The organism is Pelagibaculum spongiae (assembly GCF_003097315.1).
Taxonomy (GTDB): Bacteria; Pseudomonadota; Gammaproteobacteria; order Enterobacterales; family Pelagibaculaceae; genus Pelagibaculum; species Pelagibaculum spongiae.
In genome coordinates, this window is sequence record NZ_QDDL01000014.1 from 52532 (window position 1) to 72391 (window position 19860).

Sequence of the window (19860 nt, forward strand, 5' to 3'; positions counted from 1 at the left end):
ATGAGCGCTATTTCGAAGGTTTTTTTAATGTTGTTGCGTCAAAATAAATCAAATTTAGATTCAAACGAAATTATGTTGGGGGCAAAAGCAACATTTCCATTAATTGTTGGTGCCATTCCTTTCGGTATTTTGTTTGGCACCTTGGCAGCACCCAGTGGATTATCGGTTGCTGCGACAATTGCCATGTCTGTGTTTGTTTTTGCGGGTTCGGCTCAGTTTATTTCTTTGGGATTATTGGCGGCAGGCGCTCCGCTGGAAGTAATTGTTGCTACTACCTTTGTAGTGAACTTAAGGCATGCCTTATATGCGGCAAATCTAGTGCCACACGTGCGAAAATTATCGCAAAAATGGCGAATAGCGATTGGATTTGGTCTGACAGATGAAACCTTTGCAGCAGTTACTAGCAGAATGGTTGAAGGTGATATTAAAGACTTCAGAAGCCTGTATTTAGGCTCTTGGTTGGCAATGTATGGTAATTGGATTTTATGCACAATCATCGGTATTTTGCTGGGCGAATTAATCCCAGATATGACGCAATGGGGATTGGATTTTGCAATGGTAGTGACCTTTATTGGCATGGTTGCACCGCACTTGATCCCGAGAAAAAACGCCCATGCTCAAATGATTAGCGCATCTGCCTGTTGGATTGCAGTGCTGGTCGCCGCGGTGGTTTCAGTTTTAGCGGCAGATATGCCAAACAAATTGGGATTGATGGCAGCAGCGCTGGCCGGTTTAACCAGCGGTATGTTGTTTGTCAGGTTTTATAAACCCGCAGCTTCATCTAAAAGCATCGCTGCAGATAATCCTGATCTGAAGGCAAACAACCAAGGAGCCAATAATGGATGAGATCTGGTTGATTTCAGGTATGTTTCTAGCCACTTACCCAACTCGCTACCTGTTTTTAGCAATGGCTGGCCGGGTGCGTTTTCCAATATGGCTGCAACAGGCGCTGGCATTCGTACCGCCGGTAGTATTGATGGCGATTGTGGTGCCGGCAGTGGTTATGCCTAAGGGTGAGATTTGGTTGTCGTGGCACAATGCTTGGCTAATAGCAGGCATAGCTTCGCTGTTGATCGCCTTGTGGCGCAAAGACCTACTAACCACCATTGTTAGCGGAATGATTATCTTTCTGCTGTTACGCTGGTGGCTAGGATAATTATCATAAAAATAAGCTCAGTACTTTTTAAATCATTCTGATTATCAGTCAGCGCTGATAATCAGAATTTCGCCAGTAAATGGTTGCGCACTGTCCGGTAATTTAACGGTGCGAGTTTCTATTTCAACACCGAGGTTTTCTGGCAATTTATGCTCACATAAATCGCAGAGTAAATCGAAAGCTGCCTCGCCTGGGTCAGAAACCAGAATTTGTTTTACACCACTGGCCATTGCTTTTTGAAACAAAGCAAACAAGGTGTCCACTTTGCTAATTTTATCGCAAGTACCTGCTGCAACAATATAATCGGTTGTTTTTAGAAGGTCTTCACTGATGTTTTCTGGTGTGCTGTCTTTATAATCAATAGCAATTTTGTTGATGCTAGAATGCAGTTGTAAGAAAGGTTCTGCGCCAGAGATCGATTGGATAAGTGATACTTTAGCTTGACGTGCTTTTCCAAGATAAAGCCCGCAAGATCCCCAGCCCTCACTAATATCGACCGCTTTGCTGGCTGAATCTAAAGGCCATTCCTTTAAGTAATCCATTAACAAGAGGCCAGAATTCCAGTTCCTTTTATTAAAAGAATCTGGCAGAGAATGCGTTTTTCTAGTGCGACGCATTGCGGAATGACCGGGTTTAAGTAAATGTAACCCGTTGACCTGATAGCAAAAACGGTTAGCCATATTAGTAAAGCCCTTTAACTCACAATGGAGTCATAGAAAATACTGCTTGAGAATTCATTCTAGGAATTGTCAAGCAATGATTCCTTTACCTGGCTCATTAATTATAACGATAGCTAATGGTATGACAAATTTAGATTTTTAAGGTTATGATAATATTAATAAAAAAATTATTAAAAAATGTAATTATTTTATAATATGATTTTTGCTTTCATTATTAAAAAAGAGCCTTTCGGCCCTTTTTCATGGTTCTAATTATATGATACTCAATTAGAACTTGTGGATTATACCAACGCCGTAAAAGTCTTTTCCTGAATCCGCAGCATCTGCGTCATATGCAGTATAAAAGCCATGGGCAGTGGTTTTCTTACCTAATTTATACTCAGCACCAACCGAGAATTGGTCAGCGCCAGCTGCTTTTATATCAGAAGCTGTGTATTGCGCTTTCAGCTTGGCTTTGCCCAACTTGTAAGCGGCACTCACATGGTAGCCATCTTCACTATCAGCGCTGCCATCTGTTGGCTCGGCATCTTGCCACATTGCACCTAACTGAAGGTCGCCTAAGTTTACTTGGCCGGTTAAACGTAAGATTTCTTGCTCATCAATACCACTGTCATAAGCGATTGCAGCATAAATACCGTCTTTGTTGTAGGCAGCAGATACACTGTAGACATCGAATAAACCGTCTTCATTGCCAGTTTCACCATCGATATCTTCACCTTCACCGAACTGGGTCATCAATTTGATTTTGACCGCATCAGCGATTTTTGGTGAAGTGTACTGAATAATGTTGCTCTCGCGGTTATCACCTTTAAGAACATTTTTGATATCGCCAGATAGGTCGTTGAACAGATCAACCTTCTTCTGTGACTTTTTCAGAGGTGTATCTTCACGACCAACGATAACGGTACCGAAGTCACCCTTTAAACCAACCCAAGTGGCGCGAGCTTTGAAGATATCTTCGGAGCTAGACTTGGTTTTATCAATATTGTCGATCTCATACTCGATCTTGTAGATACCGGTTAAGCCAGCGTCTAGCTCTGCGTCACCTTTAAAGCCAATACGTGATGCATTGCTTTTGATTTCCCATTTGTCGCCATCAGCATTGCTTTCAATATCACTATTTTGAACAGTCACGCTCAGCTTGCCATAAACCTTAGGTGCTGCAGTGGCCATAGTAGGCAGGGAGATTGCGGCAACAACGGCCAATGCAGTCAGTTTAATCTTATTCATTGTCTCTATCCCACGATGTGTGCCAAACACGCCTTTGGTGTGTGCTCAGCTGTTCTGAAATCTGCGGTCGTTATACGACTTATTTATTTCAGATTTATTGCGCTGGAGAATTTATTTACTGACATATGCTCAGATTAAAGCTTTTACGGTGAATATTTCATTTTTGTTAAAGAAAGGTGTCGTTTAAAAGTCGTTATTTTGAGCGGACAAGTAAGACGGTAGTGCCGATGATTAGCCACTTTTAGAGTTGTGAGAGCGTTGAGCGTGTATCTTCGTATTGTAATGTTTTCGAAAATTGTTAGAGATAAATATTAAGTTAAGCTGCTGAAATTAATTGAGTGGTGTTTGTTAAAAATAAAGTCCTTAGTAAAAAAACAGTGTTTTATTAAAAAATGTAATATTACGAAAATTATCGCACCAGCATCCTGCTTCCATGCAAAACCATTAAGTCCCTGTAAATAAAAAAAGGGAAAGCGCTAATGCTTTCCCTTCGTGTTTTTCTTCGGGCGAGAATGTTGAGGCGAATTATTCTATTGCTTCAATAAAATCAACCTTTTGGAAGCCTCTGGCTAGCTTATGGCCACGGCGACCGCGTTCGGCTGCGTAATGCTCTAGGTCGTCACCGGATAATACTTTGTGACGCTTGCCCGCTTCAACTTTGAGTGATTGATTTGGGCCTAACACGGCAATTGAAGCGATAAATTCTTCTCGATTGGCAGCGCGCTCAGTGGAGATGCTGATTAGCTTGTTGCCTTTACCTTTCGACAGTAACGGTAAATCGGCCAATGGGAACATCAGCATGCGACCTTCATTGCTGACCACTACCACTCGGTCATTTTCAACATCTTGAATTGGTAGCGGCAATAACAAGCGCGAATTACGCGGCAGAGTGATCACTGCTTTACCGTTCTTGTTCTTGGTGAACAGGTCTTCAGCCTTGACCACAAATCCGTAACCAGCATCAGAAGCCATTAAATATAGCGCCTCTGGCTCTGGCATCAGCACCGCATCAAAATCAAAGCCCGCCGGAGGATTAAAGCGGCCGCTTAAAGGCTCTCCCTGACTTCGGGCAGAAGGCAGCGAATGCGCCGCTGCACTGTAGCTTCTGCCTGAGCCGTCGATAAACACGGCCATTTGATTACTTCGGCCACGGGCGTAATCAAGGAAGTCATCGCCGGTTCGGTAGTTCATCTGGCTTGGGTCAATCTCATGACCTTTGGCGCTGCGCACCCAGCCTTTTTCTGACATCACCACTGTGACAGGTTCAGCAGGCACCAAATCTGACTCGGTCATTGCCTTAGCTTCGGAACGCTCGATTAATGGCGAGTTACGGTCGTTGCCATATTCCTTAGCTGCGGTTTGAATTTCTTTCTTGATTAGAGTTTTCATGCGTCGCTCAGAAGCTAGGATTTTCTCTAGCTGCTCGCGTTCTTTCTCTAAATCCGATTGCTCACCGCGCAGTTTTTGTTCTTCCAACTTAGCTAACTGACGCAGCTTTAAATCGAGAATGGCGTCGGCCTGTCGAGCGGTGAGCTCGAAGCGTTCCATTAACACGGTTTTTGGATCATCTTCCTGGCGAATAATCTCGATCACTTCATCGAGATTCAAATAAGCAATTAATAAACCGTTAAGTACTTCTAACCGGTCATTAACTTTACTCAGTCGATGGTTCAGTCGACGGCGGACAGTATGCTCACGGAACTCAAGCCATTCACCGAGCATTTCTACCAGACCCATCACCCGAGGGCGGCCATTGAGCCCGACCAAGTTCATGTTGACCCGGAAGTTCTTTTCCAAATCGGTGGTGGCGTAGAGGTGGTTCATTAACGCGTCGAAATCAACCCGGTTTGATTTAGGAATGACCACAATTCGAATCGGCGACTCGTGGTCACCCTCATCGCGCAAATCGGCAACCAAAGGCAGTTTTTTAGCCTGCATTTGAGCAGCAATCTGTTCGATGATTTTCGCTGGCGATACCTGGTAAGGCAGGGCGCTGATGACAATTTCGCCATCTTCAATCTGAAATACGGCGCGCATTTTGTAGCTGCCGTGGCCAGTGCGATAAATCTTTTCTAGATCGGCCTTTGGGGTGATGATTTCAGCTTTCGTCGGCAGGTCGGGTGCTGGCAGATATTGCATTAGATCGGCCAGTTCAGATTTTGGCTTTTCTAATAAATGCACCGCTGCAGCTGCGACTTCGCGCAGGTTGTGCGGTGGAATATCAGTTGCCATGCCGACCGCAATACCGGTGGTGCCGTTTAATAAAATATTCGGCAGCTGTGCTGGCAGCACGCAAGGCTCATTTAAAGTGCCGTCAAAGTTAGGCTCCCAATCGACCGTGCCTTGGCCTAGCTCACTGAGTAAGCTTTGTGCATAGGCCGTCAGCCGTGACTCGGTATAACGCATCGCGGCGAAAGATTTTGGATCGTCGGGTGAACCCCAGTTGCCTTGACCATCAACCAGCGGGTAACGGTAAGAAAATGGCTGCGCCATTAACACCATGGCTTCGTAACAGGCCGAGTCTCCATGGGGATGGAACTTACCCAATACATCACCCACTGTACGTGCCGATTTTTTGTATTTGGCGGTACTCTTCAGTCCCAGCTCTGACATGGCATAAACAATACGCCGCTGAACGGGTTTCAAGCCATCGCCAATATGGGGCAGGGCACGGTCGAGAATCACGTACATGGAATAATCCAAGTAGGCCTTCTCGGTAAATTGTCTTAGGGGGAGTTGTTCGACCCCATCAAAACTTTGATCCAAACTGTCGCTCATTTTGGCAGGATATCCTTAATCGACGGGGTAGCCCCGTTTTAGCTGCAGCAAATTTTGCTACAAAAAAGCGCTCAAGGCTATTGGCAGGAAGGAAATTCAACTTTAACTTGCGATGATGGTGACTTGATCGGAGCGATTTTGGGTGAATGGATCGCGGTGTAATGCCTTATTTAGAGTGCTTAAAGATAAGCAAACGGCCTGATTGTTATAGAGCAATCAGGCCGCGCATTGGGTGTTATTTGTTAGTGATTTTTAACTATTGCTTGTTGTTTCTAATCTGCGGCAATAGGCGATAGAACAGTAATATTGTAAATAAAGCTAAAACTGCCCACCAACTATTAGTGCCACCACCAGTTTGTTGGCTTTCTATTGGTGCCTCTGGTGTGAGTTGAGGTATTTCAGCGGTAGGCGTTGGTATCAGAGGGTCTTCTACTTCTATGGGCACCTCTTCTCGGGTGTCAGAACAAAAGTTATAAGCTTCTGGTGAATTAGCTGAGCAGCTGGCAACTAGTGCAAATTGGTTATCCACAGCGGTCGTTTCTTTAACGCCATCGACGGTAATCGAGCTGGCGATTACTTCAACAGTCCAGCCACCATCTTCAGGTGTGTTGATTAAGACATGTTCAATGGTGTTGACCCTATCTTCGTTGCTGCCAGATACAGAAGCATCGCCAGCCAGTAACCCTTGGTTGCCCCAATAAACCGAACCCGATGGGCTGGTAACTTTTAACGAAAGGTTATTGGTTGCTGTGTAAGCATCATCTTCAGGATCTTGGAATGCCATGGTGACTTCCAGTTTTCCGCTGCTTGGAGATTGCTCAACATAAAGAATCTGGCTGTGAGTTTGTTGGTGAATCAGAGCTTGGCGGTCGGTGACTAAAGTAAACTTTCCACCGTTTTCAGTTGCTCGCTTGGCAAGCTCAGAGAGTTGCGGAATTCCCCACCCTTGATTGTAACGACCAATTTGAGCCACTGGATAACGATAAGCACTGTTAACTAATAATGCTCGAGTCATGGCCGGGCTAGGTCGATGGCGATAAACCAGGCTGGCAGCTTCAGATTCGGTCATGCTAGATAAATCGCCTAATCGACCTGGGTTTCCGGTAAAGATGCCATCGGCATACATTTGGTTAACTAAGCCTGCTAGGCCGAATAATTGAAAAGCCGAGCTGTTAAAACCTCCGAGGCGATCAAGTCTTTGGCCGCCTAAATGACTCACCGAAAGATGTGCTGCATCACCCAGCACCAAATCAGGTTTAATACGACCTTCAGGAGTTGGGCCGAAGTTACTTTGGCAATAATTATCGTCATTAAAAGACGCTGTGCCATTAAGGCAAACCACCCCAGCGATTAGAGCATTTTTTAATCTGGCGCGATTATTGTTACTGGTTATTTGTTGGCTAGTGGAACCGGAGTAAAAAATTTCTAATAGCTCCAGATCCAGTGTTGCGTGCTGTTGTAAAAAAGGCGCAATTCGTTGTGACGATTCACCAGGGTGGGCATATAGCATTACTGCATTATCACGAAAAAAAGCGATTCCATCATCTACTGGCAAATTGAGTGCTGCATGGTTGCCTGGCGCTTCAATAAAATCACTGTTACCGATGGTGAGTACAGGTTGCGGAGGGCTGTAAGTTTGAGTAACGCCATTTTCATCTTCTCGGGAATCGAGCAGCGCTGAGAAGTTAGGTTTTTGAATATATGCGCGGCCTTGTGGTAAAAAACCATTTACACCCAAGAGCAAAGTATTATTAAAAAAAGCTAAAGCACAGGCTTCAGTACCTGCCTGCCAATTGTATTGATCGCCTACAGATTCTTGGTTAATCGGTTGGTAGGTGAAGCCTTGGTGCGATGCGCGAATTGCTTCACCGCACTGCCCGCGAACACCTTTGCCTAAATAAGGGCCAATTACGTTTTCATCAGAAGATTTAACGCCAATACCTTGAATGTCTAGAAGGCCGTAAATTTGTCGAAGTAAATTAGTGCTGTCGATGGTTGGTAATAGCCAAGATGGCGTACTGGTTTGCCCAAAAAAAGCTTGGTTTTGTGCCGAAGTTAGATCTTTTGGTTCGATTTGAGCATTGGCCGTTCCAATTCCCATCCAAATACTGATCAGCAGTCCAGTGTAATTTAATAGTGGTTTCACCAGTAATACTCTCCATGTATGTTCATAGAATTATGAGTGAAAAATATCGCAGAAAAAGAGGGTAGGCGACTGCTAGAGGACTAAAGTATTCAAACAGTGAAGTGTGTAATGTTTTTTATGTGAACGGGGATCGTATTGTGTGACAAGTTTCAAACAATGCGTCTGTTTTTCCTGGGGCATGAATCGCTCAGTGCCGCACCTTAGCATTTCTACTTTCAGTTTGACCGAATGCTCAGCTGATAGCCTGCAACAGCGAGAAATGAGGTGCGGTTTTGAAGATATTATTTTCTATTGTTTAATTTAATAACGGTTATTTTGCTGATTTAGCTGCTTCGATTCTTTTTTTCGAATCTGGGTGGCTGCTTAAATATTCTAGCCAATGATTGATTTTATTTTCTGTATTGTTAATAGCAGTTTCATTGCTTTTATTTTCTGATGCATCGTTAGCACTTTCTCCACCTAGATCTGAAATCACTTCAGCTAGCTGATCATCATGAGCTGATTCCAGCAAAACAATCGCATCGGCGAAATCATTAGCAGAACGTCCGATTTGCTTGAGTTTTTCATGGGCAAATATATCTGCTTGCGTTTCCATATCTCTGGAAAATGCATTTTGTAACAAACCGGTTCCAGCGCCTAAAATTAATTCTCCAGCGCCTTCGATATCACCAAACATCATGGTAAATAGTAAAGTAGTGGCAGTAGTTCGAGCTAATTGCTTCATTCCATGCTGATATTCGACATGGCCGATTTCATGCAATAACACGGCAGTTAATGCGTGTGGGTTGCTTTCCATTAGAGTGACGATGTCGTCAATTACAATGACAGAGCCATCCGGTAATGCCATCGCATTGGCACCCATTTCACTGCTACGAAAAAACAGCCGGTATTTTTCTTTAGATAACTTTAACTGGGTGAGTACTTCATCCCATTGTTTAGTTAATTGATTTTGTTGCTGCTCTGATAGCTCAGTAGGGTCGAAGGTGATCTTATCTAGCACGATAAGTGTTTGCTGGCTGAGCTCTTGGGCAACCACATCTGGCAGTAATTCAACCGAAGCATCTGCTGCAGCCGGTAGCACTCGAGTGGTCATAGTCCACAAGAAAAAAGGTACAAATAAAGAAGCGCAAATGACAAATATCCAATGGCTTTCTAACCAAGCAGTGATAGTTTTTTTCTTTTCGATGCCTTTCCAGCGAAAGCTGCTGTCGCTGGGAGTGAAAATTGCACCATCATCAAAAAAAATATCGACTGCCAAGCCGGGTATGACGTCACCAAATTGATAATGATCTTTAGCATCAAGGCGAATTGCTTGGGCGGTATCGGATTTAATAATTTCGATTCTACCGTCATTGAATAATGAAGCGTCTGCTGGGAATGATTGGCTACATCCGGACAGCTGATAAATTCCCTTGATCATATGTATCCTAAATATCAGGTGTTTACCTAGTTTTTAAATATCAAAGCCCTGAATTCAGGGCTTTGATGAAGCGACTAACTCTGAGAGAGGGCTAGGTGAATGATAAATCAGCATCAAACAAGCCTGCGGCTTCTTCACCAAATGCAGCATCTTGTCCGGTTACTGTATTCACTAAGTTATCGGCTTCAGCAGTTAAGTTGACGGAAATCGCGTTCGCCAAGAAACGATTTTTGCGAATTCGAGTTACCGGGTAAGCCAAGCCAAAGCTCAAAATAATCAAAAGTGTATTGCTCATAGTCAGCCAAACATAGCCAGCAGGGCGAATGTCGCTATTGAATGAAGCAACATCTTCCAGGGTCAGTGAACGCATAACATGATTTAAGATAATGCTTTGATAAATCGCTCTGGCTAGAAAAGATGCGATGAAAATACCTAGATAAAGCCCTGCGAAAGCAAAAAATGCAGCAGGGCTAGCATTGTCTCCAGATAAACCACCGTTTTGAAACGCAGTAAAAGCACTGACGCCTGCCGTAACGCTAATAATAACGATGGCGGCAATAACCGTTCCTATTGCTGCAACAGCAGCTAAATAATAAGTGCCGGTTTCCGTGTTCAAACGGAATTTTTTTCCACCATAGCTAATGTTGTCATGAATGAATTTATCCATCCGTTGGAAAACCCATGGCATGGCTAGATAGAGAGTCAGAGCGCCAAGCAAAGGCAGCAGGATGAAATTGACAATAACGCCGCCATAGCTGCCATCGAATGAAAAACGCACATTACGATATGCGGTCATTCGCATGGAAAATCGTAAACCCTGAATAATTAACCATGGAGTAGCAACTATTAATAAAAGTGAAATCGCTACAGCAGCAAGTGGGTTTAGCGAAGACGCTACTGAAAATATTACAAGTAAAACAACAGCTATTATACGGCCTTTGAGAATTTGCCAGGGTGTTGCCAGGTAGCGAAAGCTATGGTTTTCTAGGCTAGTATGGCCGTGCATGTACTGATTAGTACGGACTTTTGCCCAGGCGCTATAAATTCCCAGTGTCAGAATGCTCAGCAATACATTAACTATCCATAGTTTAAAAAATTCTCCTGATTTTCCAGTGAACTCTACTTGCGCAGTTCGCATTGGTGTTTGCACAGCTTGAGGTTGCATCGTTTATCCTTGTTATAGCGACGAGTTATACCAGCTAACGGTTAAGTTGCTGGTGATATTGTAGGTTTTTAGAATCGCTTTATATGACAAGATTCAATAAATAGCAATGGCGGCGTAATATGGGTTGTTGTGGCGGTTCGACCAGATTTTTCGTATTTACCCGAGCTAGATAAAATATTCGTAGATAAGCCAGATAATGAGCGCTTCAAATTTTTTTTAATTTCCACCATCCGTGGTGGTTATACGATGTCATCCGAGGCTTTGGTTGTCAGAAGGCGCTGGTGCTTTTCTAACCTACATCCTGCAGATGACTACAAGCCTCTTTGCCATTCTTCTCGCAAGTTGATTTGCCCATTAATTGCTTGGTCTACCTGCTCTAAAAGCTTGGTTTTGTCTTTGCCCAACGTGCCTTTCAAAACCAAATAATTAGAAGCGTGGTCGCTACGGAAAATAGTGCGTTTTAGCTCAAGGTTTTGTAGCAGTAATTGCATTTCTTTGAACAAAATTTGCTGACCGGGCATTTCAAAAGCTTGATGGCCAGCATCCAGGTAGCCTTGTTTAAAACGCTGTTCGCCCATTGGAAAACTAACCACGAGAGTAGAGAGGTATTCAGGCTGTGCTAGATTCATTAGCTTGGCAGAATTAATGGCGTGTTGTTGCCAATAAGCTGTGCCGCCTAGTCCATTAAGAATCATTACCGAACTTTTAATGCCAGCGGCTTTTAATTTGCTTAGCGCTTGCAGCGAGCTGTCAAAAGTTTCACCTTTTTCTATCCCTTGTAACACTAAGTCATCGCCACTTTCACAGCCGACATAAGCCAAAGTTAATCCCAGAGCGCGCAGCTCACTTAATTGCTCGGTGGTTTTGTTAAGTAAATTACGTGGCAAGCAATAGCTGGAGACTCGGTTGACGTTCGGTAAATAGCGGTGAATCGCTTGTAAAATTTCTTTCAGGCGGCGAAAAGACAATGTCATTGCATCACCATCAGCCAGAAATACTCGTGATATCTGATCTGCTTGCGGTGCCAGTGCAATTAATTCCTGATCGATATCTGCTTGTGATTTTGGACGGAATTTCTTTTGCGGCTGAGTGTACATATCGCAAAAAGTGCATTGGTTGTAACTGCAACCATTAGTGACTTGAAGGATTAACGATTTCCACTCACTGGGTGGGCGAAAAACCGGTTCAATATAATGCGGCATCATAATTTTAGCTCGGTGCTCGGTTATTGTTCAATGCATGGTTGGTGGCGAAAACAATCAACGACATGGTCATTAATTAGCCCCATAGACTGCATAAAGCTATAGCAAATGGTTGGGCCAACAAATTTAAAACCCAGCTTTTTGAGCTGTTTGCTCATATCTTGAGAAATCGCAGTCGTTGTCGGGCCATCAGACAATAATTGCCAATGATTGACCTGCTGTTTTCCATCGACAAAGCTCCAGATAAAATCACTGAAACTACCGTGCTTCTTTTGAAAGTCGAGAAAAGCCTGCGCGTTACTGATTACAGCATCAATTTTGAGACGATTACGAACAATGCCGGTGTTTTGTAGTAATTGTTCGCGGTACTCAGCATCGATTTGAATAATCTGTTGTGGATCAAAATTGAAGAATGCCTTGCGATAGTTTTCACGCTTTTTCAAAATGGTAATCCAGCTCAAGCCAGCTTGAGCGCCTTCCAAATTGAGTTTTTCAAATAGCTTTTGGTCGTCTCGGCAAGCAACGCCCCATTCAGTGTCGTGGTAGTTTTGATATAGCGGATCATCTCCGCACCAGCTGCAACGTGTCGGCATGGTGGTAACTCTTGAAAAGTGTTGTAGCACTGTATCTAGCGGATGATTGAGGATCAAGGAAGGGTGTGGAGCGAGTCGTAATCCCACAACTAAAGCGTTCCTTATGCACACTCTGTGATTTTATATAATCAGTTCAGCGCTTTGCCTAAAATTCCTTTATAATCCGCCTCCGATTTAGGCTATACACGGCAATTGTTGTCTAGTTAGCCATGATATTAGCTGATAGGTATTACCATGAATTTTTCATCTTTAGGTCTAGCCCCCGAACTACTGCAAGCCATCGAGGCATGCGGCTATACCGAGATGACGCCTGTGCAAGAGCAAGCTATTGTGCCTGCTCGCCGCGGTAAAGATGTGTTGGCCAACGCTCAAACGGGCACAGGTAAAACTGCTGCATTTGCGTTGCCGATATTGCAGCAAATGATCGATAAGCCACGCACTGCGCCATCAAAAAGCCCAAGAACCGTCATCCTAACCCCTACTCGTGAATTAGCTGAGCAATTGGCGCAGACTATTGGTGATTACGCCCAATTCCTGCCGTTCAGCATCACTGCGGTATATGGCGGAGTGAAAATGGGTGGCCAAGAACGCAAGTTGAAAGCCGGTGTTGATATTCTGATTGCAACACCTGGCCGCTTAATGGAACACATCACTCAGTGTAACGTTGAATTATCAGCGTCTGAGTTTGTAGTTTTAGATGAAGCAGACCGCATGCTAGACATGGGCTTCATCGAAGATGTAAAAACTATTTTCCAGCGCACTGCTAAGAAACGTCAAACGCTATTGTTCTCAGCCACTATCTCACCGGCGGTTAACGAATTAGCGCACAAAATTTTACACAATCACCAAGAAGTGCGGGTTGCCAAGTTAAATGCTGCGGCTGATACGGTTAACCATGTGGTTTATCCAGTAGATGAACGTAGCAAAATTGATTTGTTCATGAATTTGCTGGAAGAGCAAAACTGGTTTCAAATTCTGGTATTCACCAGCACTAAAGAGCAAGCAGACCGTTTATTATCAGATTTAAAATTACGCAAGGTGACCGCTGCAGTCTGTCATGGTGATAAAAGCCAAGGTACACGCAGACGTGCATTGGCAGAATTTAAAGCCGGTGATATTCAAATATTAATTGCGACAGAAGTGGCGGCTCGTGGTTTAGACATTCAAGGTTTAGAATACGTATTAAACTTTAACTTGCCTTACCTTGCTGAAGATTATGTTCACCGTATTGGCCGTGCCGGGCGTGCTGGCAATGAAGGTTTCGCCATTTCATTTGTTAGCCGTGAAGAAGAGCGCACGCTGGATAACATTGAACGTTTAATTGGCGGCCGGATTGCCAGAGTCTTCCAGCCGGGCTTTGAAGTGAGTAACCGTGACAGACTGATTAAAAATGTTGCTCAAAAGCAGCGCCCAAGTCGTGCCAATAAAAGCAGCCAAACCAGAATAGAAGGTAAATCTAGCAACCCTTCTGCGGGCAAAGCGAATAAGCCAGCATCGGTTAAATCTAAAAAATCGGTTGCGCCTAAAAAGCCTAAACACAAAAACAAGAAGTAAGTTTTTATATAGAATAAATGGCGTGCAGTGTTTTAATACTGCACGCCATTTTTTTGTGAAGATTAAAAAACTGGCCAGGTTTGAGGTAATATTTAAAGCAGAAAAAAACGGCATAAACCAAAATTTATGCCGTTTTTAAATTATTTCAGGTCAATGTTTAAAGTGAAATCGATTTCATTACCATCAAAGGTAACAGTGCCTTGCTTCGAATATTCTAAAAAGCTACTTGCTGGAGCCTCAATATTAGTGATGTCTGCGTTATAGTTGGTGCCAGCATAATTGAAGTCTACAGCTGAACGTGATGGGATAATCGAGCTAATATCAAAGCCTTCAACTTCAGGTGTAACCAACCAGTCTGCTTCAAGTGAAGTGCCATTAATATCTGACAATTCAAGCGTGTTTTGTCTAGTTGTAATTGTTTGCGGTACTCCAGTTATTTCTAGAGATGAGTTAACCGAAGAAGCCTCCATGCAGTATAAATTGATTGTTTCATTGTCGGCAATTTGCAGTGTACCTATTGGTGACTCAACATCGTCACGAACCTTGTAGCTGGAAGCACTTGCAGTATTAAAATTAAACTGGACAGATGCAGGGTCTTCTTCGCTGTCTGACGATGACATTCCATCGGTATTAATAATTATTTTTGAATTGTTGATAATTGTGGCTGAGAAGGGTTCATCTGACTCTGAATCGGGGAATATAACTTGATTGCCTTCAACCCTGAGTGCTTGTGGTTCTCTCTCTTCATCTGAGCAGTTGGTATAGCTGTAGCCTTGCTCGCTGCTGCCAGTGATTCGCATCAAGCCTGTAGCTTGCATTGACAAGGATATATCGCCGAGGATAGGGATATCTTCATAAACAGAGACAGCACGTTGACCTTCAACATTAATGGTGGTCAGCCATAAACCTTCTAAAGAGTCTTGTGATACTTCTAGGTTTTCAATACCGGCTGGAGCAATCTCTGGCAGCTTTTTGGCTTGGGTATCAGAAGAACTTCCGCCACAGCCAGTAAGAACAGTACCCAGTAAACCAGCGACAACGATAGCTGAAAGTTTCTTTTGCATTGTAGTTACCTTTATTTTTGTTGCTTTTGGTAGCGACGCTTTTGATGCGTTCGCATTGTATTTTATGGGGCACTATAGCGGAAGGTTATAAAGTAGGCAATCTGGTTAGTGTTTCATACCTGCAATCACTGATTGTAGTGCTGGATTGTTTTTTTGTTTCGGTTGGTTGAAAAAAATTAAATTGTTATTGTTTTTAATTGTTGGATTTATTTAATTGATAGAGCACTATATGCAACAACTGTGACTAGCAATAAAGAAAACAGATAACGAATCCATCTCCCCCACTTCTGATGATTGAATATAGGCTGAAGTAATTTACCAATAGCGAGCCAAACTAAATCCATAGCGGTGGCAATCAAAAAGCATATGGTAATCGCAACAAGGGTTAGGTACGAATTGTCGGTTTCAATTATTTGGCTTTGAGAAAATATCGCAACAAACCCTGCGTAAGCTTTTGGATTTAATAAATAGAGAATGACACCGTTTTTAAAGCCGGGAGCGCTAGCTATTTTTTGACTGATATTGCTTTCAGTGGCTGTGCTAGATTTTGCAATTTTTACCGCTAAGTACAATAAATAAAACATACTGAACATTAACATGACTGATGAAAGAGAAGGGTGCTGAGCTAGCAATAGTGCAAGGCCGTATGCTGAACCAATCGCAATAATTAGCGTGCCAATCAGTATGCCGTAGAAAAAAGGCAGTGTTTTTTTGATGCCGAAAGAGGCACTGGTTGTGGCGAGTGTTAAAGGTGCTGGGCCAGGAGAACCAAACAGTAGCAAGGCGGTGATGGCCATGGGAATGAAATTGCTTAACATGCAGAATCCATATTGAAAGGTATTGTCTGGCAAGCTGAGTGGGGCTGTAATTGACCAGCTTTCCAATGACACTGCTAACAAAAATGGTTATTCAGTATGATAAACCAGATTAATGCAACGAATTAAATATGAAAAATAAAAGTTCTAATTGTTTCAGATATAAAAAAAGCGGCTAAGCCGCTCTTAAAATGCACTTTAAATTAAGCTTTTTTCAAATAAGCACTCACCAAAACAATCTGAGTACCATTCACCTTGCCTTCAATATGCAATGGATTATCGGTCAGAGAAATATTCTTTACCAATGTACCGCGTTTGGCGGTAAAGCCCGCACCTTTAACAGTTAGGTCTTTAATGAGTGTCACACTGTCGCCCGCTTGCAGGCGTGCGCCGTTGCTATCTTTAGTTGGCGTAGCGTTTTCATCTTCAAGGCCTGACTCGGCCCACTTTTGCATATCTTCATCTAGATACAGCATATCCAGTAGATCTTGTGCCCAACCTTCACCTTTGGCGACCAGTTGACGCAGTTGACGCCATGCCATGACCTGTACCGCTGGAACCTGACTCCACATGCTGTCATTCAGGCAGCGCCAATGGTTGCCGTCGATGCTTTCTGGGTTGCTGGTTTGTGCTTCACAGATGGCGCAAATAGCAACGTTATCATCTGCAGTGCCGTTGCCACCGCTGACTTCAATTTGGTTTAACGGAGTTTCTGCTGTGCATAATTCACAACGTCCTTCGCTACGTGCTTGCAAAGATGCTTCGATGCTCATGGAGTGTTTCCGGTCAGTTCTAAAATCTGCGGCGATTATGCCTACCTTTGCCAGAAATTGGAAAAAACACACTAACAGCAAGGTTAGGTGGTTAGAAATGAGTAAAGGTGTTTTTGACAATCGAATCAGGAATGCGATCACATAATAAATTTTTATATGCTGTTCAATTCATTTGAAATATTAATGCAAGATTAGGCAAATTTGATATGCTGCCAATATTGAGCGGTGAAAAGCTGTTAGTAAAAAGTTGCGCTGCTCAAACCATAACATTGATATAAAAATCTTCTTGCGATCTCGGAGTGCCCCATGAGAATCCTATTGCTAGCTGCTGCCGCCTTTTTGGTGAGTGCCTGTAATGAACAAACCCAACCGACACAGCAAGCTGAAACTGCTGCGGTGGTCAAGCCAGCAAAAACCTATAGCCTGACATTGGCGCAAACTTGGCCATCGTCTTTGCCTGTTTTAACCGACACCACTAAACGTTTTGCTGCAATGGCAGAGCAAATGTCTGCAGGTCGTTTGAAGGTTCGGGTTGATGCTTCTAATAAGCATAAAGCACCTTTAGGTATTTTCGATCTGGTGAAATCTGGTCAGTACGATTTAGGCCATTCCGCTTCTTATTATTGGAAAGGCAAGGATGTGAATACCTTGTTCTTTACTACCATGCCGTTTGGCATGATTGCCGCTGAACAGAACGCTTGGTTTGAATATGGTGGTGGCCAAGAGCTGATGAATAAGGTTTATGGTCGTCATGGTTTGCTGGCAGTTCCCGGCGGAAATACCGGCAACCAAATGGGTGGTTGGTTTAAAAAAGAAATCAATACGCCAGAAGATTTGCACGGTTTAAAAATGCGTATTCCGGGTTTTGCTGGCGAAATTATGGCCAAAGTCGGTGCCAAGCCAACCAATATTGCACCGGGTGAACTTTATACTTCACTGGAACGCAAAACCATCGACGCTTTGGAGTGGATTGGACCAGCCTTTGATTTAAGCATGGGCTTTCATAAAATCGCTCCTTACTACTACACCAGCTGGCACGAGCCAGGTGCAGAGTCACAGTTTTTGGTTAACAAGAAAAAGTTGGCCAGCCTACCGGAAGATCTACAGGCAATTTTGTTAAGCGCCATGAAATTATCCGGTTACCAAACGCTGACTCAGGTAACGTTTAAAAATGGTGAAAACTGGAAAATTATGAAGGAAGAATATCCTTCTATTCAGATTAAAACTTTCCCGGCACCGGTAATGGCAGTATTGAAAAAGGCTAATGATGAATTGTTAGCTGAAATGGCTGCTAAAGATCCACTGTCGAAAGAGATTATTGAATCTCAGCAAGCCTTTTTGAAAACGAGCCGTCAGTGGACCAAAATCTCAGATCAGGCTTTCTTGAATAGTAATGAAGACCTAGTTAAGTAATTTTTGGATCAGTGAAAAATAAAAAGCCGCAGCAGTAATGTTGCGGCTTTTTATTTCCAAGGACGGAATGTATTTCGCAAAGAAGCATGGATGCTGGTGCGATTATTTCCAAGGACGGAATGGTTTTCGCTAAGAAGCATGGATGCTGGTGCGATTATTTCCAAGGACGGAATGGTTTTCGCAAAGAAGCATGGATGCTGGTGCTGCGGTGTCTAAAATTTCCACATAAAAAAACGACCTACCCATCAAGGTAAGTCGTTAAAGTAAATTTCATTTTTATTTTTATTTTTGTTATTGGCAAACTTTAGAGCAGGCGATTAGCCTTGTGCTTCAAAATCATCTTCACGCAGTTTTGCACTGCCGTCAGCTTGCAGTACCCATAATTCTTTATGGATTACGCCCTGCGCTTGATTCATTTTCCAGCCACTTTTTAATAACACGCTTTGCGAGTCAACTACTTCAAAGCTCGGCTCGATGTATTCAACATCAGAAAAACCATCGTTGATCAGATTTTGCCAGAATGCCTGAATTTGTTCAGTACCGGTAAAAGTGCCAAATGGGCGGGCATGCATCACGGCATCTGCTTCATATTGAGCGGCGCAACCTGCAGCATCGCCAGAATTAAAGGCATTTTTCCAGTTTTGGCTGGCGCTGTGGACTGCATCTAAAAGTGTTTGGCTCATATTGGACATCCTAAAACTGGAAAGAAGTGGCTCAAAAATTGTTAATCAATGTTAGCGATAAAGTTTCATGCTATAAACTGGACAATTGAGAAAACACTGTTTGGTTTTTTGAAACAATGATCCAATATTTGCGTCATATGAGCATCTTCGCGTCAGTGGTTGATTGTGGTTCGATTAGCGCAGCGGCTGAGTCGCTGGATTTGTCGAAATCAGTGATCAGTCAGCATTTGAAATCTCTGGAGATGGCATTAAAAGTGTCTCTGCTGCAGAGAACTACCCGCCGGCAACAGTTAACGCCTGCTGGACAAGATTTCTATTTGCAGTGTCAGAAGATGCAGCAATTGGCCAAGGATGCTTGGCAGGTTGCTGAGCAATCTCGCCAAGAGCCCGCAGGCCCTATCCGAATTAGTGCGCCGCATGCTTTGATTGAAGCGATCATTGCGCCAGCGATTGGTCAGCTGTGTACTGAATATGCTCAGATTCGACCAAGTCTTCAGGCCAATGACCAGCGAGTAGATTTACTCGAACAAGAAATCGACCTAGCGATAAGAGTAGGTCTTCTGCCATCGAGCAATTTGAAGCAACGAAAGTTAGGCAGTTTTCGAGATGTACTGTGTGCCAGCAAGCCTTTTATTGAGAGGCACCAAAATCAGCTGGATCAGTTGGTAACTCGGCTGCAGCAAGCTGAAGACACTAAAGACAGGGATGGCAGTGAAATCAGCTATGAACTCGATTTAGATTACATTGCTAACAGCTGGCAAGGGCGGCGATTATCCCATGCTTTAACCAGCAAAACTTCAAGACAAACCCGAACATTGCAGGTGAGCGCTTCTCGTTTTACCAACTCTTTACCCTCAGTGATTGCTATGGCTAAAGCGGGTGCCGGTATTGCGATCATTCCCAATTTTCTATTGAACAACCATGTTGAGCTTGAACCAATATGCAGCGACTGGCAGTTAGACGAAGTGCCAATTTATAGCGTGCATTCTTATAATCAGAAGCCACCATGCTCGGTTGAGCTCTCAATTGAGGCAATTCAAAAGCATCTGAATCACATAAATCCAGCTTGAACAGCGGTTTTACTTGGCTAGCATGTACAGTGATAATTGTATTATTAGCAATAGTTTATGAACTGTCTCCGAGTTTTACTATCGAAATATGAAGAAACAGAAAATAACCAAAAATTAA

Annotated in this window: 17 protein-coding genes; 5 read left to right on the forward strand and 12 right to left on the reverse strand. The window is 43.3% G+C overall.

What is annotated here, in order from left to right:
* Together DC094_RS20480 and DC094_RS20485 are read left to right on the forward strand one after the other, a co-directional pair.
* The gene (locus tag DC094_RS20480; RefSeq protein WP_241504099.1) at positions 1-846 is read left to right on the forward strand and encodes an AzlC family ABC transporter permease; all 846 of its coding nucleotides are present in this window, start codon (positions 1-3) and stop codon (positions 844-846) included.
* Complete coding sequence (locus DC094_RS20485) at positions 839-1156, forward strand: AzlD domain-containing protein (protein WP_116688990.1); 318 nt, start codon at positions 839-841, stop codon at positions 1154-1156. Before DC094_RS20480 ends, DC094_RS20485 begins: the two co-directional genes overlap by 8 nt.
* 44 nt (positions 1157-1200) lie before the next feature.
* Here DC094_RS20485 and DC094_RS20490 read toward each other — a convergent pair whose 3' ends face one another.
* From DC094_RS20490 to DC094_RS20525, 8 genes are all read right to left on the reverse strand, one after another.
* Positions 1201-1836: a hypothetical protein gene (locus DC094_RS20490; RefSeq protein ID WP_158527415.1), complete on the reverse strand. Its 636-nt coding sequence runs from the start codon at positions 1834-1836 to the stop codon at positions 1201-1203.
* Positions 1837-2103: 267 nt separating this feature from the next.
* A complete protein-coding gene (locus DC094_RS20495) occupies positions 2104-3066 on the reverse strand; it encodes a porin (RefSeq protein WP_116688992.1) in 963 nt (320 codons plus the stop codon).
* Between the two features lie 525 nt (positions 3067-3591).
* Complete coding sequence (gene parC, locus DC094_RS20500; protein ID WP_116688993.1) at positions 3592-5844, reverse strand: DNA topoisomerase IV subunit A; 2253 nt, start codon at positions 5842-5844, stop codon at positions 3592-3594.
* Positions 5845-6100: 256 nt separating this feature from the next.
* Complete coding sequence (locus tag DC094_RS20505; protein WP_116688994.1) at positions 6101-7990, reverse strand: S8/S53 family peptidase; 1890 nt, start codon at positions 7988-7990, stop codon at positions 6101-6103.
* 310 nt (positions 7991-8300) lie between these two features.
* The gene (locus DC094_RS20510; protein WP_116688995.1) at positions 8301-9410 is read right to left on the reverse strand and encodes a M48 family metallopeptidase; all 1110 of its coding nucleotides are present in this window, start codon (positions 9408-9410) and stop codon (positions 8301-8303) included.
* A gap of 91 nt (positions 9411-9501) precedes the next feature.
* Positions 9502-10575, reverse strand: a complete 1074-nt coding sequence (locus DC094_RS20515) for a YjgN family protein (protein WP_116688996.1) — start codon at positions 10573-10575, stop codon at positions 9502-9504.
* A gap of 311 nt (positions 10576-10886) precedes the next feature.
* A complete protein-coding gene (locus DC094_RS20520; RefSeq protein ID WP_116688997.1) occupies positions 10887-11780 on the reverse strand; it encodes a radical SAM protein in 894 nt (297 codons plus the stop codon).
* A 20-nt stretch (positions 11781-11800) separates the two neighbouring features.
* A complete protein-coding gene (locus tag DC094_RS20525; RefSeq protein WP_339374139.1) occupies positions 11801-12457 on the reverse strand; it encodes a DNA-3-methyladenine glycosylase I in 657 nt (218 codons plus the stop codon).
* A 147-nt stretch (positions 12458-12604) separates the two neighbouring features.
* Between DC094_RS20525 and DC094_RS20530 the strand changes: the two genes are divergently transcribed.
* Complete coding sequence (locus DC094_RS20530) at positions 12605-13924, forward strand: DEAD/DEAH box helicase (RefSeq protein ID WP_116688999.1); 1320 nt, start codon at positions 12605-12607, stop codon at positions 13922-13924.
* Between the two features lie 140 nt (positions 13925-14064).
* On the opposite strand, the gene DC094_RS20535 is transcribed toward DC094_RS20530, so the two are convergent.
* The 3 genes from DC094_RS20535 to DC094_RS20545 form a co-directional block, all read right to left on the reverse strand.
* Entirely contained in the window at positions 14065-14988 is a 924-nt protein-coding gene (locus DC094_RS20535) for a hypothetical protein (protein ID WP_116689000.1), read from the reverse strand.
* A 206-nt stretch (positions 14989-15194) separates the two neighbouring features.
* Entirely contained in the window at positions 15195-15806 is a 612-nt protein-coding gene (locus DC094_RS20540; protein ID WP_133245648.1) for a LysE family translocator, read from the reverse strand.
* Between the two features lie 200 nt (positions 15807-16006).
* Positions 16007-16576 carry a PhnA domain-containing protein gene (locus tag DC094_RS20545; protein ID WP_116689002.1) on the reverse strand — a complete coding sequence of 190 codons (570 nt, stop codon included), beginning with the start codon at positions 16574-16576 and terminating at the stop codon, positions 16007-16009.
* A 306-nt stretch (positions 16577-16882) separates the two neighbouring features.
* Here DC094_RS20545 and DC094_RS20550 point away from each other — a divergent pair, with 306 nt between their 5' ends.
* Entirely contained in the window at positions 16883-17989 is a 1107-nt protein-coding gene (locus tag DC094_RS20550; protein WP_116689003.1) for a TRAP transporter substrate-binding protein, read from the forward strand.
* A 317-nt stretch (positions 17990-18306) separates the two neighbouring features.
* Here DC094_RS20550 and DC094_RS20555 read toward each other — a convergent pair whose 3' ends face one another.
* Entirely contained in the window at positions 18307-18672 is a 366-nt protein-coding gene (locus tag DC094_RS20555) for a nuclear transport factor 2 family protein (RefSeq protein WP_116689004.1), read from the reverse strand.
* A 116-nt stretch (positions 18673-18788) separates the two neighbouring features.
* On the opposite strand from DC094_RS20555, the gene DC094_RS20560 reads away from it, so the two are divergent.
* Positions 18789-19742 (forward strand): LysR family transcriptional regulator, encoded by a 954-nt coding sequence (locus tag DC094_RS20560; protein WP_206605717.1) that lies wholly within the window; start codon positions 18789-18791, stop codon positions 19740-19742.
* Positions 19743-19860: the final 118 nt, after the last annotated feature.

What these genes read in the sequence shown, in the direction of transcription:
- DC094_RS20480 (WP_241504099.1), top strand. Translation starts at nt 1, where the DNA reads ATGAGCGCTATTTCGAAGGTTTTTTTAATGTTGTTGCGTCAAAATAAA.
- DC094_RS20485 (WP_116688990.1), top strand. Translation starts at nt 839, where the DNA reads ATGGATGAGATCTGGTTGATTTCAGGTATGTTTCTAGCCACTTACCCA.
- DC094_RS20490 (WP_158527415.1), bottom strand. Translation starts at nt 1,836, where the DNA reads ATGGCTAACCGTTTTTGCTATCAGGTCAACGGGTTACATTTACTTAAA.
- DC094_RS20495 (WP_116688992.1), bottom strand. Translation starts at nt 3,066, where the DNA reads ATGAATAAGATTAAACTGACTGCATTGGCCGTTGTTGCCGCAATCTCC.
- parC (WP_116688993.1), bottom strand. Translation starts at nt 5,844, where the DNA reads ATGAGCGACAGTTTGGATCAAAGTTTTGATGGGGTCGAACAACTCCCC.
- DC094_RS20510 (WP_116688995.1), bottom strand. Translation starts at nt 9,410, where the DNA reads ATGATCAAGGGAATTTATCAGCTGTCCGGATGTAGCCAATCATTCCCA.
- DC094_RS20515 (WP_116688996.1), bottom strand. Translation starts at nt 10,575, where the DNA reads ATGCAACCTCAAGCTGTGCAAACACCAATGCGAACTGCGCAAGTAGAG.
- DC094_RS20520 (WP_116688997.1), bottom strand. Translation starts at nt 11,780, where the DNA reads ATGATGCCGCATTATATTGAACCGGTTTTTCGCCCACCCAGTGAGTGG.
- DC094_RS20530 (WP_116688999.1), top strand. Translation starts at nt 12,605, where the DNA reads ATGAATTTTTCATCTTTAGGTCTAGCCCCCGAACTACTGCAAGCCATC.
- DC094_RS20535 (WP_116689000.1), bottom strand. Translation starts at nt 14,988, where the DNA reads ATGCAAAAGAAACTTTCAGCTATCGTTGTCGCTGGTTTACTGGGTACT.
- DC094_RS20540 (WP_133245648.1), bottom strand. Translation starts at nt 15,806, where the DNA reads ATGTTAAGCAATTTCATTCCCATGGCCATCACCGCCTTGCTACTGTTT.
- DC094_RS20545 (WP_116689002.1), bottom strand. Translation starts at nt 16,576, where the DNA reads ATGAGCATCGAAGCATCTTTGCAAGCACGTAGCGAAGGACGTTGTGAA.
- DC094_RS20550 (WP_116689003.1), top strand. Translation starts at nt 16,883, where the DNA reads ATGAGAATCCTATTGCTAGCTGCTGCCGCCTTTTTGGTGAGTGCCTGT.
- DC094_RS20555 (WP_116689004.1), bottom strand. Translation starts at nt 18,672, where the DNA reads ATGAGCCAAACACTTTTAGATGCAGTCCACAGCGCCAGCCAAAACTGG.
- DC094_RS20560 (WP_206605717.1), top strand. Translation starts at nt 18,789, where the DNA reads ATGATCCAATATTTGCGTCATATGAGCATCTTCGCGTCAGTGGTTGAT.